Annotated in this window: 12 protein-coding genes and 1 pseudogene; 6 read left to right on the top strand and 7 right to left on the bottom strand. The window is 55.0% G+C overall.

The features are described 5' to 3' along the window. Nucleotides 1-9 precede the first annotated feature (9 nt). A complete protein-coding gene (gene rppH, locus ACMYSP_RS17165) occupies nt 10-540 on the bottom strand; it encodes an RNA pyrophosphohydrolase (RefSeq protein WP_123756667.1) in 531 nt (176 codons plus the stop codon). Nucleotides 541-993: 453 nt separating this feature from the next. Here rppH and ACMYSP_RS17160 point away from each other — a divergent pair. From ACMYSP_RS17160 to ACMYSP_RS17140, 5 genes and pseudogenes are all read left to right on the top strand, one after another. Further along, nucleotides 994-1,134 (top strand): annotated as a pseudogene (locus ACMYSP_RS17160) (hypothetical protein); the annotation flags it as partial. Between the two features lie 88 nt (nt 1,135-1,222). Continuing rightward, the gene (mutH, locus tag ACMYSP_RS17155; protein WP_434583248.1) at nt 1,223-1,918 is read left to right on the top strand and encodes a DNA mismatch repair endonuclease MutH; all 696 of its coding nucleotides are present in this window, start codon (nt 1,223-1,225) and stop codon (nt 1,916-1,918) included. A 63-nt stretch (nt 1,919-1,981) separates the two neighbouring features. After that, nucleotides 1,982-2,695, top strand: coding sequence for a TerC family protein (locus ACMYSP_RS17150; RefSeq protein WP_434583247.1), 714 nt, complete (start codon nt 1,982-1,984; stop codon nt 2,693-2,695). Nucleotides 2,696-2,819: 124 nt separating this feature from the next. Then, the gene (locus ACMYSP_RS17145) at nt 2,820-3,038 is read left to right on the top strand and encodes a YgdI/YgdR family lipoprotein (RefSeq protein WP_004867116.1); all 219 of its coding nucleotides are present in this window, start codon (nt 2,820-2,822) and stop codon (nt 3,036-3,038) included. A 218-nt stretch (nt 3,039-3,256) separates the two neighbouring features. Next, entirely contained in the window at nt 3,257-4,297 is a 1,041-nt protein-coding gene (locus ACMYSP_RS17140; RefSeq protein ID WP_434583246.1) for an NADP(H)-dependent aldo-keto reductase, read from the top strand. A gap of 49 nt (nt 4,298-4,346) precedes the next feature. Here ACMYSP_RS17140 and lplT read toward each other — a convergent pair whose 3' ends face one another. Next, on the bottom strand, nt 4,347-5,540 hold the full coding sequence (lplT, locus tag ACMYSP_RS17135; RefSeq protein ID WP_434583244.1) for a lysophospholipid transporter LplT: 1,194 nt from the start codon (nt 5,538-5,540) through the stop codon (nt 4,347-4,349). Continuing rightward, nucleotides 5,533-7,692, bottom strand: coding sequence for a bifunctional acyl-ACP--phospholipid O-acyltransferase/long-chain-fatty-acid--ACP ligase (aas, locus tag ACMYSP_RS17130; protein ID WP_434583243.1), 2,160 nt, complete (start codon nt 7,690-7,692; stop codon nt 5,533-5,535). Before aas ends, lplT begins: the two co-directional genes overlap by 8 nt. A 631-nt stretch (nt 7,693-8,323) precedes the next feature. Between aas and galR the strand changes: the two genes are divergently transcribed. Beyond that, nucleotides 8,324-9,340, top strand: a complete 1,017-nt coding sequence (gene galR / locus ACMYSP_RS17125; protein WP_174509725.1) for an HTH-type transcriptional regulator GalR — start codon at nt 8,324-8,326, stop codon at nt 9,338-9,340. Here the strand turns inward: galR and ACMYSP_RS17120 are convergent. The 4 genes from ACMYSP_RS17120 to ACMYSP_RS17105 all read right to left on the bottom strand — a co-directional run bounded on the left by ACMYSP_RS17120 (nt 9,301) and on the right by ACMYSP_RS17105 (nt 13,390). Continuing rightward, nucleotides 9,301-9,780, bottom strand: a complete 480-nt coding sequence (locus tag ACMYSP_RS17120; protein ID WP_434583241.1) for a GNAT family N-acetyltransferase — start codon at nt 9,778-9,780, stop codon at nt 9,301-9,303. The genes galR and ACMYSP_RS17120 overlap by 40 nt on opposite strands. Beyond that, nucleotides 9,777-10,550 carry a GntR family transcriptional regulator gene (locus tag ACMYSP_RS17115; RefSeq protein ID WP_434583240.1) on the bottom strand — a complete coding sequence of 258 codons (774 nt, stop codon included), beginning with the start codon at nt 10,548-10,550 and terminating at the stop codon, nt 9,777-9,779. Before ACMYSP_RS17115 ends, ACMYSP_RS17120 begins: the two co-directional genes overlap by 4 nt. A gap of 67 nt (nt 10,551-10,617) precedes the next feature. Next, a complete protein-coding gene (locus ACMYSP_RS17110) occupies nt 10,618-12,045 on the bottom strand; it encodes a glycoside hydrolase family 1 protein (protein ID WP_434583238.1) in 1,428 nt (475 codons plus the stop codon). 7 nt (nt 12,046-12,052) lie between these two features. Continuing rightward, nucleotides 12,053-13,390: a PTS sugar transporter subunit IIC gene (locus ACMYSP_RS17105; RefSeq protein ID WP_434583237.1), complete on the bottom strand. Its 1,338-nt coding sequence runs from the start codon at nt 13,388-13,390 to the stop codon at nt 12,053-12,055. Nucleotides 13,391-13,397 lie beyond the last annotated feature (7 nt).

Here is a 13,397-nt window from a genome sequence, read left to right as displayed (position 1 = left end):
GTGCGTGGCTTAACCTCTTTTACGTCGATAAGCAGGCGCGCTTTGCGGTTTAGGTGCCGTTTCTGCCAGCGACATAGTGACGCTGGCAAACTCTTTCATCACCCGGCGGTACACGTCGCGCTTAAACGACACCACCTGACGAACCGGGTACCAGTAACTTACCCATCGCCAACCATCAAACTCAGGTGTACTACTGGTTTGCATATTGATTTCTGCATCACTGCCTATCAACTGCAGAAGAAACCACTTCTGTTTCTGGCCGATACAAACCGGCTTTGTGTCCCAACGCACCAAACGTTTAGGCAATTTGTAACGCAACCAGTTCCGGGTAGAAGCCAGGATTCGTACATCTTTACGACTTAACCCAACCTCTTCAAACAACTCCCGGTACATCGCCTGCTCGGCTGATTCCCCTGGATTAATGCCCCCTTGCGGGAACTGCCACGAGTGCTGACCATAGCGTCTGGCCCACATGACCTGGCCCTGACGATTACAGATTACAATACCGACATTTGGGCGGTAGCCATCGTCATCAATCACCGGACTACCTCAAAATAATCTTCAATGTGAACGATTGTTTCACACTCGCTGTAAACGGTAAACCACTCTGTTGCCACTGTGCGATCGAATAACATTTGAATAACTCACAGTAATCAGCAGAGTTATAAACAGTGAAAGCGATCGCGGCCCCATTTTATTCACTTTTTCTGTGGATAGAGTTGTGAAGAAGTATGGAATTACCCAGGGAAAACCCGGAGTAGTCTGAACCGCTTACGGATAACATCATTTAATAATGGCATTATATTCATCATGTTAGCACATATATATTTCAATAATTGCAACATAACGTGATGATCATCACACATGCGATCCTGGAACTGATGAAAGATCGAACAATGTCGATTTTATCCACAGATTATGCGAGCCCACTGGGCACATTTTGTCTAAAAATTCGATTTTCGTCGCACGTCAAGGCTGTAAATGGAAACAGTAGTGGGGCTTTTCCCCAGTTATCCCATTTTTCTGTGGATAACATGGTGTAAGATCCTGTTCATTGCCAGTGACCAGTTCTGGAAAACCTGTTTCCATCATTTTCATAGCGACAAAAAAAACAAAAAAAAGCCATATGAATCATCATATTGTCATAGTTACTCAAGAAAAGGTAAACTCTGTCCACAACGCGCTATTTTAGTGTTCATTTTTTAACCAGGAAACGCATCGTATGACCGCCATCGCGCCGTTAACGTCACCACCGCAAACCCGACAGCAACTTCTGGCCCAGGCCCAGCAGCTGGCGGGCTACTCGCTGGGTGAACTGGCGGCACTGGCGGGCATTCCCATCCCACGCGATTTAAAACGCGATAAAGGGTGGATCGGCATTCTGCTGGAGATGTGGCTTGGCGCCAGCGCCGGCAGCAAGCCAGAGCAGGATTTCGCGGCGCTGGGCGTCGAGCTCAAAACCATTCCTGTCGATAGCCAGGGGCGCCCACTGGAAACCACCTTTGTCTGTGTCGCCCCCTTGACCGGTAACAGCGGCGTGACCTGGGAAAGCAGCCACGTGCGTCATAAACTCAAACGGGTTCTGTGGGTGCCGGTGGAGGGCGATCGGGCGATCCCTCTGGCACAGCGCCGCGTCGGCGCACCGCTGCTATGGACTCCGAATGAGGAAGAGGATCGCCAGTTGCGAATGGACTGGGAGGAGCTGATGGATCTGATCGTGCTTGGCCAGGTGGAACGTATCACCGCACGTCACGGCGAGGTGCTGCAGTTACGCCCAAAAGCCGCCAACAGCAAAGCGCTAACCGAAGCGATTGGCGCACAGGGCGAACCCATTCTCACGCTGCCCCGGGGCTTTTATCTGAAGAAGAATTTTACCGCCGCCCTGCTGGCCCGCCATTTTCTTCTACGCCACGATTAAATTTTTGTTCTGCCAGCCGGGTTGCATATAATTACGACTTTCTTTTTTGCTGGACTTTGAACAATGTTATTTGCATGGATAACCGACCCTAACGCCTGGCTGGCGCTCGGTACACTGACGCTGCTGGAAATCGTGCTCGGGATTGATAATATTATTTTCCTCTCTCTGGTTGTCGCCAAACTTCCGACCGCTCAACGTGCTCACGCGCGACGAATCGGCCTGATGGGCGCGATGATAATGCGCCTGGCGCTGCTGGCCTGTATTGCCTGGGTTATTAAGCTCACCAACCCGTTGTTTAGCGTGCTCGGCCATGAAGTTTCGTTTCGCGATTTGATTTTACTGCTTGGCGGCCTGTTCCTTATCTGGAAAGCCAGTAAAGAGATCCATGAGTCGATAGAAGGCGAAGAAGAAGGGCTCAAAACCAACGTCCACTCATTTATGGGGGCGATCGTGCAGATCATGCTGCTGGATATTATTTTCAGCCTCGATTCGGTCATTACCGCCGTGGGTCTGTCGGATCACCTGTTTATCATGATGGCTGCAGTGGTGATTGCCGTCGGCGTCATGATGTTCGCCGCTCGTCCAATCGGCGATTTCGTCGACCGACACCCGTCGGTAAAAATGCTGGCCCTGTCATTTTTGATTCTGGTCGGCTTTACCCTGATGCTGGAAAGCTTCGAGATACATATCCCGAAAGGCTACATCTACTTCGCGATGTTCTTCTCGATTGCCGTCGAAAGTCTTAACCTGCTGCGCAACAAAAAAAATCCGCTGTAACCCACAAAATTACAGCCCAAACCTGGGCTGTAATCTTTTTTAAGACTTAACTGCTTTTTATGTCTCACAAATCAGGCTATTAATACACTGGTGTGAGGTGCGACCATCTAAAGAGGTAATAACGATGAAAAAATGGGCAGTATTGATTTCCGCCGTAGGACTGGCGTTCTCGGTTTCCGGTTGCAGCAGCGATTACGTGATGGCAACGAAAGATGGACGCATGATTCTGACCGATGGCAAGCCGGCCGTCGATGATGACACCGGTCTTATCAGCTACGAAGATCAGCAAGGCAACAAAATGCAGATCAATCGCGATGACGTTTCACAGATTATTAAACGTTAACACGCTTCAGCGGCACGCATTCGTGGCGTCGCTTGTAACATCGCCATATCGTCTTAATAAAGAGTCGGGACGTTCTGATACATCCGTCGCATCAGGCTTGCGGAATCTGAAAGCCCGGCTTTTTTGATTTTTTACTTCCTCTTTTTCTTCCCCTCTGCCATGTTGATACTCCTTTGTCGGGGAACTCCTGACCTTGTTAATAAAAAAGGAAGCCGGCTATGCAGTATCACCGTATCCCACACAGTTCTCTTGAGATTAGTACGCTTGGGCTGGGCACCATGACGTTTGGTGAGCAAAATAGCGAGGCCGACGCGCACGAACAGCTCGACTACGCGGTCAGTCAGGGCATTAACCTGATTGATGTTGCTGAGATGTACCCTGTCCCACCGCGCCCGGAGACCCAGGGTCTGACAGAAACCTACGTCGGCAACTGGCTGGCGAAACGCGGAAATCGCGAAAAGCTCATTCTCGCCTCTAAAGTCAGCGGCCCGGCGCGGAACAGCGACAGCAGCATTCGCCCTAACCATGTGCTCGACCGTAAAAATATCCGCGATGCCTTGCACGACAGTCTGAAACGTCTGCAAACCGACTATCTCGATCTCTATCAGGTTCACTGGCCGCAGCGCCCGACCAACTGTTTCGGCAAACTGGGCTATAGCTGGAGCGACTCTGCGCCGGTGGTGACGCTGCTCGATACCCTCGAAGCACTCACCGAATTCCAGCGGGCCGGTAAAATCCGCTATATCGGCGTCTCCAACGAAACGGCCTTTGGCGTCATGCGCTACCTGCATCTGGCGGACAAACACGACCTGCCGCGCATTGTGACCATTCAGAACCCCTACAGCCTGCTCAACCGTAGCTACGAAGTGGGCCTGGCGGAAGTCAGCCAGTATGAGGGCGTGGAGCTGCTGGCATACTCATGCCTGGGCTTCGGTACGCTGACCGGGAAATACCTGAATGGCGCGAAACCGGCCGGGGCGCGCAATACGCTGTTCAGCCGTTTCACGCGCTACAGCGGTGAGCAGACCCAGAAAGCGGTCGCGGCCTATGTCGATATCGCCAAACGTCATAATCTTGACCCGGCTCAGATGGCGCTGGCGTTCGTACGCCGTCAGCCGTTTGTCGCCAGTACCCTGCTGGGCGCAACCACGATGGATCAGCTTAAGACCAACGTCGAGAGCCTGCATCTTGAGCTGAGCGCTGAGGTATTGGCAGAGATTGAAGCGGTGCATCAGGTGTATACCTACCCAGCACCGTAAGAAGGGAAAGCCCCGGGCTACCGGCTGTAGCCCGGGTAAACACAGGCACTTATTTGCGCCGTCCCCAGATCCACAGCGCGGCGATCGCCAGCGCAAACACCACGCCAAAACCAATCCCGACACCAACCACCGGAATACCGATGCTGACCGCCAGCGAATAGAGCCCCAGCATCAGCAACATCGCCACGTTTTCACCGAGGTTCTGCACCGCAATAGCATTACCTGCGCCAACCGTATGTTTCCCGCGTTCCTGTAGCAGTGCGTTGAGCGGCACGATAAAGAAACCGCCGCAGATACCCAACAGCAGCAGCAGGCCAAACGCCGGCAACAGTGCGTGCTGCACGGCGAAAAAGATCACCGCCACGCCAATCAAAATCCCGGCAGGCATACAGCGAGAGACCGTTTGCAGCGTAACCAACTTCGCCGCCGCCCCGGCCCCCAACACAATCCCTACCGCCACCATCGCATTGAGGTAGGTCGGCATGGCGTAACTGGTGATGCCCAGCGCCGCCGGAACCCACAGCACCAGCAGGAAACGTAAGGTCACGCCAGCCCCCCAGAACAGGCTGGTCCCCATCAGGGAAAACCGCGTTTCGCCATTACGCCACAGCGTGCGGCAGGCGCTGAAGAAGTTGTGGGTCATCGGCGTGAAACGCCATGACTGCCCGGGGCGCGCCGCTGGCAGTTTCGGGATCCACAGGTTGGCGATTACCGCAGCGCCATACACCAGCGCACAGATCGCCAGTGCCGCCAGCACATGCCAGTCGGCAAGGATCCCCCCGGCCATGGACCCCAGCAAAATCGCCGCAATCGTGGATGATTCCATCAGGCCGTTGGCTTTGACCAGCTTATCGCCAGTGGTCAATTCGCCAAGGATGCCGTATTTGGCCGGTGAGTAAGCGGCAGCGCCAATCCCCACCAGGGTATAGCCGATAAACGGGTTGAGACCGAAGCAGATACAGCCAGCACCAATCAACTTCATGCCGTTGGCGAGCATCATCACCCGCCCTTTAGCAAAGCTGTCGGCGAACTGTCCGACAAACGGCGCAAAGAGTATGTAAGCACCTACAAACAACATCTGCATCACCGGCTGGCTCCAGTCCGGATAGAACTGTTGCTTCATCAGCGCCAGGGTGGCGAACAGCAGGGCGTTGTCACCAAAGGCCGAGAAAAACTGGGCGCAGATGACCGCCATCATGCCTTTCGAGTACAGCGAAGTGTTAGTGTGTACTGACTCACTCATGCGAATGTTCCGTCTCTTCAACCATGCCTTTCAGAGTGACAAAGTCCGGCTTACCGCTGCCGAGAACCGGAAGCTGCTTCAGCCAGCGAATGTCGCGCGGTACTGCCAGCTCCGGTACGCCATGTTCGCGGGCGTAGCGCAGCAGTTTTTCACGGTTCAGTTCACCATCGGTGGTAAACAGCACCAGCGCCTCACCTTTGCTGGCATCCTGCTTAATCGCCGTAGCGTGCATCTTGTCCGGAGAGAGCGCCAGCGCCAGCTGCTCGACCATCTCCATCGACACCATCTCACCGGCGATTTTCGCAAAGCGTTTGGCACGCCCCTGAATCCGCACATAGCCTTGCTCATCAAAGGTGACGATATCCCCGGTGTCATACCAGCCGGTTTCCATGTCGCCGTGCTGATTTTCAGCGGCTGGCGCTTCCAGCACGCCTGGCTGCTCAACCCGCAGATAGCCGTTCATAATGTTCGGCCCTTTTAACTGCAGGCGGCCGCCCTCTTCAATGCCCGGCATTGCCAGCAGGCGGGCATCCATCCCCGGCAGAATGCGCCCGACGGTTCCCACCTTCGCGGCCATCGGCACGTTAATTGACACCACCGGCGCACACTCGGTGACGCCGTAGCCTTCGAGGATGCGCAGGCCAAATTTGTCCTGCCACAGCTGCTTAGTACTTTCCTGAAGCTTTTCCGCTCCGGCTACCACGTAGCGTAGACGATAAAAATCATACGGGTTGGCAAAACGCGCGTAGTTCCCGAGGAAGGTTGAGGTGCCGAACAGCACCGTACAGTTGCGATCGTAAACCAGCTCCGGCACCACGCGGTAATGCAGCGGGCTGGGATAGAGGAACACCTCAGCGCCGGTAAACAGTGGGGTCAGCAGGCCAACGGTCAGACCGAAGGAGTGAAACAGCGGCAGCGCCGACATAAAGCGGTCGTTGGCGGTGAAGTCGGCGATGGTTTTTATCTGCTCGACGTTAGCAAGAATGCTCTTGTGGCTGTGCACCACCCCTTTCGGGTGGCCTTCCGAGCCGGAGGTAAAGAGGATTATTGCGGCATCTTCTGGCTGCTGTTTCACCTGCGCCAGCTTTGGCGCCAGCAAATGGCCGAAAATCCACAGTTTATCGCCGGTCGTGACGTCGCCTTTCAGGTCTTCCAGAAAGACCCAGCGTACCTGCGTCAATTGCTCTGGCAGATGCCAGAGTTTGCCTTTATCAAGGAAAGTGCGGGAGGTGAAAATAGTGTTGATCCCGGCGGCGGTAATCGCGCTGCTCAGTCCCTTTACCCCTGCGGTATAGTTCATCATCGCCGGGATACGCCCGCGGGCAATGGCGCCGAAGATCACCGCCGCGCTGATGCCGGCGTTAGGCAACATCAGGCCAATTTTCTCACCCTGAGCGCTGTATTTTTCCAGAATACGCGCCACAAACAGGGTTTTGGTCAGCAGCTTGCGATAGGTATCCGGCGTAAAGTTAATGTCTTCTACGCAGTTTTTACGGGCGCCGAACCGGTCCTGTGCCGCCAGCAACGATTCATACAAGGTTTCCCGTGGGCGAACCGCCATACGCGCTTCCATCATGATCTGATGCAGCATTTCACCGGCGATTTTACGGCGGTCGCGGGCGCGAGGAGCCTGTGGCATCTCAATGCGGGTTGGTGGCAGCAGATGCAGCCGAATCCGTGGAAACAGGCGGCGCTTCACCAGCCCTTTCAGGCGGCTGAACGGGGTCAGCTCTGCGCCTTCGATACGCAGCGGAATAATCGTCGCCTGCGATTTTGCCGCCACGAAAGCTGCGCCGTCATAGATTTTCATCAGTGAACCGCTGACCGAGATACGGCCTTCCGGGAAAATCACCACCGGACGCCCCTGCTCAATCAGGCGCACCAGATGCTTAATTGACATCGGCTTGGTCGGATCCAGCGGGACAAAATCGATGATCGGCTTTAACGCCCGCATAAACCAGCGCTCACTGATAGAGCTGTATACTGCAAAGACCGGTTTGACGGGCAGGAATAAGGCTAACAAGATCCCATCGATAAAAGAGACGTGATTCGGGGTGATCAGGACCTTTTGTTGTTGCAAGGACTGCGTGTCACCGGTCAATCTGACCCGATACAACCCTTTGAACAGCAACCTGAAAAATGCCAACAGCATAACAACTCCATTTGACCGGTGAGTAAGTCAAAGCAGGTTACACGAGAAGAGGCGGGAAATGCAGTGTAGGGCGCGGAATTCAGGATAAAAAAAACCTGCGCATCTGCGCAGGTTGGTGCAAGATAATCAGTACGAAATGCGTACTTAAAAACTCACCTATCAATACCTCTGGGACCCTGATTGTCCTGTTTTTTGCCACTGATGCACCAGCGATAAAACGCAAGGGAATAACGCTAAGTGCAACCAGTTATTGCCATTTTCGGTAACTGTAACAAGGGTGAACGGCGGGCAAAAAAAAACCTGCGCATCTGCGCAGGCTGGTGTAATTAGAGTGGCCAACGTAACGTTGACTCCACCTATCAATACCTCTGGGATAGCCAGAATATCAATGCACTGAATGGATAAACCAGCGAACATTCGCAACAGCTAATCGCAAAGTGTAACCAAAGGTGTGAATCTTCCCTTCCCGGTTTCATTCGCCATCCCCGCGCGCTATCGCTGTGTAACTTTGTCACCGTTAAGGCAAATCTGTATCACATTTGCGTGATACCAAATGCCGCCAGCCTTGAATCTGCCGAGCTTTCCCGTAACATAACCTCTATGTAAACGCTTACCCTATAAAAGGTCAGGTATGGCGACAATAAAGGATGTAGCCCGACTCGCTGGAGTGTCCGTCGCTACCGTATCCCGCGTTATCAATAACTCCCCCAAGGCCAGTGAAACCTCGCGCCAGTCTGTTACCGCGGCGATGGAAACGCTGAATTATCATCCCAATGCCAATGCCCGCGCGCTGGCCCAGCAATCGACAGAAACCGTCGGTCTGGTGGTCGGCGACGTGTCCGACCCCTTTTTCGGCGCGATGGTCAAAGCCGTCGAACAGGTGGCTTACCACACCGGTAATTTTTTGCTGATCGGCAACGGTTACCACAGCGTGAAGAAAGAGCGCCAGGCCATTGAACAGCTCATCCGCCATCGGTGCGCGGCGCTGGTTGTTCACGCCAAAATGATCCCTGATGACGAGCTCGCCGGGTTGATGAAACAGATCCCCGGTATGGTGCTGATCAACCGTATTCTGGCAGGCTTTGAACAGCGTTGCGTCGCGCTGGATGACCGCTACGGTGCCTGGCTGGCGACTCGTCACCTAATCCAACAGGGACACACCCGCATCGGCTATCTGTGCTCCAACCACGCGATTTCCGATGCCGAAGACCGCCTGCAGGGCTATTACGACGCCTTAAAAGAGAGCGGTTTGCCCTGCCACGATCGGCTGGTGACCTTTGCTGAGCCTGATGAGAGCGGGGGTGAACTGGCGATGACGGAACTGCTGGGACGCGGGCGCAATTTTACCGCCGTGGCCTGCTATAACGACTCAATGGCGGCGGGCGCCATGGGCGTGCTTAATGACAATGGCATCGATGTGCCGCGGGAAATTTCACTGATTGGCTTCGATGATGTGCTGATCTCTCGCTATGTTCGCCCACGGCTGACCACCGTGCGTTACCCTATCGTCACCATGGCAACTCAGGCCGCTGAACTGGCGCTGGCGCTGGCTGATCAACGCCCGGCACCGGAAATCACTCATCTGTTCAGCCCGACGCTGGTTCGCCGTCACTCGGTCAGCGCGCCATCGGAAAGCGATAAATCGTAGCGATAGAGGCTCACGGCGGTGGCCGGGTAATCCAGGCCTTCGCCAATATAGTGCCAGCCAAAACGCTCATAAAAATCGCGGCAGCCGGAGTAAAGATAGAGCTGCGGATACCCACGCTGGCGGGCATAGTCGATCACCTGCTGCTGCAGTACCCCGGCGAGCCCCTGGCCTCGCGCATCCTCGGTAACGTACAGCGCCGCCATCCACGGAAACAGATCCTGGCGACTGATTAAATCACAGCGCCACAGCCCCACGGTCCCCAACAACCGCTCACCCTCGACGGCGATAAAGGTGATCGGTAATGCCTCTGGCTCCTGACTGTGCGCAATGATGCTGGCAAAAAAGGGCCGCGGCAGCGTCTCTCCACCGAAGGCCTGCCACAGCCATTCCGTCACCTGCTCCGCGTGCTGCGGTGCGGCATACAGAGGCAAAATAGTCATACCAGCTTTCCCTGAAAAACAGGCACGGATTCAAACAAATAGCCGTCAAAATCCGGCGCGTCTTCATCAGACAGTTCCAGCAGGCTGTTTTTCACGTTTTCGAGATGCTGCCACATTGCCTGCCAGGCCCCCATCACATCGCGCCGACGTAGCGCGGCGAGAATCGTTTGCCGGTCGCCCAACCACTTCAGGCGGTAGGCGCGGCTGGCGATATGCACATTAAACTGCTGCCACAGCGGGCTGCTGTCCATCTGCAGCCAGATCCGCTCCACGGTCGCCAGCAGCATCTGGTTTTGCGTCGCCCCGGCCAGCACCAGGTGGAACAGCCGGGCGTTATCCTGGGCCGTGTCATTGGTCGCAATCGCCCGCTGCTCCTGCTCGATAATACGTTTGAGATTATCGATATCGGCGCGGGTGGCCATTTTGGCGGCGAAGGCGGCGATGTTGCTCTCCAGCAACTGACGCGCCTGGAGAATTTCAAACGGCCCGACGTCGCTGCTTAGCATCTGTTCTTCCTCGCTGTCGTCCTCATGCGGAATACGCATGACATAGACCCCGGAGCCCTGGCGAATATCGACCGTTCCCTGCAGCTCCAGCATCAACAGCGCTTCCCGGACGATAGTCCGGCTGACGCCATAGGTTTCGGCGATATTGCGTTCCGGCGGCAGGCGCGAGCCAACGGGATAGCGCCCCTGCGCAATCTGTGCGCGTAAATCATCACCAATTTCCTGGTAGGGTTTCTTTTCCGGCGGAATGATAGCCTTCTCCACAATATCACCTGTGCGTTGTCTGCGAGGGAATCCATATCGGCGCTATCTTAGCAAAATTTACGCCGGGCTAGCGCCACTCATCGTCGATATCCAGCGTCAGCTCGCGTCTTTCGCCTAGCTGACGGAACCAGCTGGCGGAGGCTTTAGGCCGTCGCGCACGCTGATTTTGCAGATCGATTTCAATCAGCCCGTAGCGATTTTTAAAGGCGTTCATCGGCGACACATTGTCGGTAAAGGCCCACAGCATATAGCCATGGCAGTTAGCTCCCTCTTCCCGCGCGCGCAGCGTTTGCCAGAGATGTTCGCTGATAAAACGGATCCGATAGTCGTCCGCAATGGTGCCTTCGCGATTACGAAACTGCCCTTCATTTTCCACGCCCATACCGCTTTCCGCCACAAACCACGGAATGTTGCGGTAATCGTCTTTGATGCGCATCGCCATATCGAAAATAATACGTGGATAAATTTCCCAGCCGCGGGAGTTGTTCATCCGCCGCCCTGGCAGCTCGAAGGGTTCGTAGTAATAGGCCGGATGAAACGGCGTTTGCGGATGCCAGGCCCGCGACGGCGCCTTTACCCGATGCGGGTAATAGAGGTTAATCCCCAGTTCATCGACGGTGTTATCGCGAATAATCGCCAGCTCGCGATCGTTGTAGTCCCAGCGTACATGGTGCTGTTCGAGCAGCGCGAACAACGCTGGCGGATAGGCGCCATGCACGAGTGGATCCAGGAAGACACGGTTATAGAAGAGATCGTACATCTCGGCGGCATGAAGATCGTGCGGCGCCTGCGAACGTGGGTAGGTCACTTCTGGGTTGAGGATACAGCCCACCGTGCCGCGATAACCCTTCTCGCGGAACAGCGCCACCACCTTCGCCGTCGCCAACACTTTGTGGTGGTTCCACTGCATCCATTTTCCGGTGTTCTGCTCGTAGGGCCAGCGCAGTGCATCGAGGTATACGCGGGTCTGCACCACAATCGGTTCGTTGAAGGTAAACCAGCGCGTCACTTTGTGGTGATAGCGGGCAAACACCTTTTCCGCATAACGCACGAACAGTTCCACCACCTTTTTCGAGCCCCATCCGCCGTAGTGCTCCAGCAGATACCCCGGCAGTTCATAGTGTTCCAGGCAGATCATCGGCTCGATGCCGTTGGCCAGCAGTTCATCAAACAGCTGGTCATAATAGGCGGCGTAGCTTTCATCGACGGTGACGTTTTCATAGTCGGTCAGAAAGCGCGACCAGTTAATTGAGGTCCGATAGTGGGTCAGCCCGGCCAGCTTCATCAGCTGGACATCTTCGCGAAAGCGGTTGATAAAATCGGTCGCCACCGCCGGTCCATAGCCGTTATGCCAGACATGGCGGTCGTTCTTGTACCAGAGATCGGGCCAGGAATCCTGCCCCTCTTTCTTGCCGCTCCAGCCTTCGGTCTGCCAGGCGGAAGCGGCCGCTCCCAGAATAAAATCGTGGGGAATCGCAATCCTTTTTGTGCTCATGACATCCTCATGCGTTGTTGGCGATCTGGGCATTTTCGGCTTCACGCTGGGCAATTTCCGCCCGGCGCGAGGCAATTTTCACAAAGGGCAGATAGATAAGCACCGCGGTGACGATACAGATAAGCTGGGTCACAACGGCCCCCATCGAACCAGCGGTGGAGAGCCAGGCGTTAATCAGTGGCGGCGTGGTCCACGGCACCATCACCACCGCTTTACCGGCAAACCCGGTCACCGTCGCAAAGTACCCGATGCTGCCAGTCACCAGCGGCGTGATGATAAACGGGATGGCGAGGATCGGATTGAGCATAATCGGCATGCCGAAAATAACCGGCTCGTTAATATTGAACAGCCCTGGCCCTATCGACAGCTTGGCGATCTCTTTCATCTCTTTGCGCTTGGTAGCGATCATCACCGCAATCAGCAAACCGATGGTCAGCCCCGACCCGCCGATGCTCATATACACATCCCAGAACGGCATGGTGATGATGTTAGGCACCTCTTTGCCCTGCTCAAAGGCGCTCATGTTGACGGTAATGGCCCCCAGCAGCAGCGGTTCGCGGATCGGTTTAATCATCTGATTACCATGAATGCCGATAACCCAGAACAACTGAGCGACAAACATCAGCAGCAGGATCCCCGGCAGGCTTTGCATCACGCGCTCCAGCGGTTGCTGCACCACCTGGTAGATGGCGTCGTACAGATACATGCCGGTGACCTGATGGAAAATAAAGCCAAAGGTGGCGATCGCCGTGGTGGTAATGATCGCCGGGATCAGCGCCGAAAATGAGGCCGAGACGTTTGGCGGCACGGTATCCGGCATCTTGATCTTCAGCCCCTTGCGCCCCTCCAGCCAGCAGTAAATTTCCACCGACAGAATGGCAATAAACATGCCGAGGAACAGGCTGCGGGTATCGGAGAACTGGCGCATCAGGACATCTTTCACTTCACGCATCTGCCCGTCGACCATCATTTCGACGGTGGTCGGCGTCACGCAAATAAAGCAGATAACCGCCAGCAGGCCGGGAAACAGGCTTTTAATTCCGTTGATGCGCCCCAACTCGATCCCGATCAGGAATACCGCACCGATATTCAGGAAGTTTAGGGTCGCGTAGTTAATCGCCCCGGTAATGGGCTTCAGCGCGGCGAGGAATGACAGCGACTGAAAGCTGGCAAGCCCGTTCTTCGGATCCAGCACCATATTTGAAATCAGCACCGAGAAGGCGCCAACGATGATCACCGGCATCAGGGTAATAAAAGCGGATTTTATCGCCATGATGTAGCGGTAGCTGTTGAATGTCGTGGCGAAACTCCCCAGCGAGTCGATCAGTTTTTCCTGCAATGCCATAAAGGAT

The sequence above is a fragment of the Klebsiella sp. R390 genome, from assembly GCF_051131745.1.
GTDB lineage: Bacteria > Pseudomonadota > Gammaproteobacteria > Enterobacterales > Enterobacteriaceae > Klebsiella.
The sequence above is the reverse complement of the archived record's forward strand: the minus strand, read 5'-3'. Positions and strand labels throughout refer to the sequence as shown.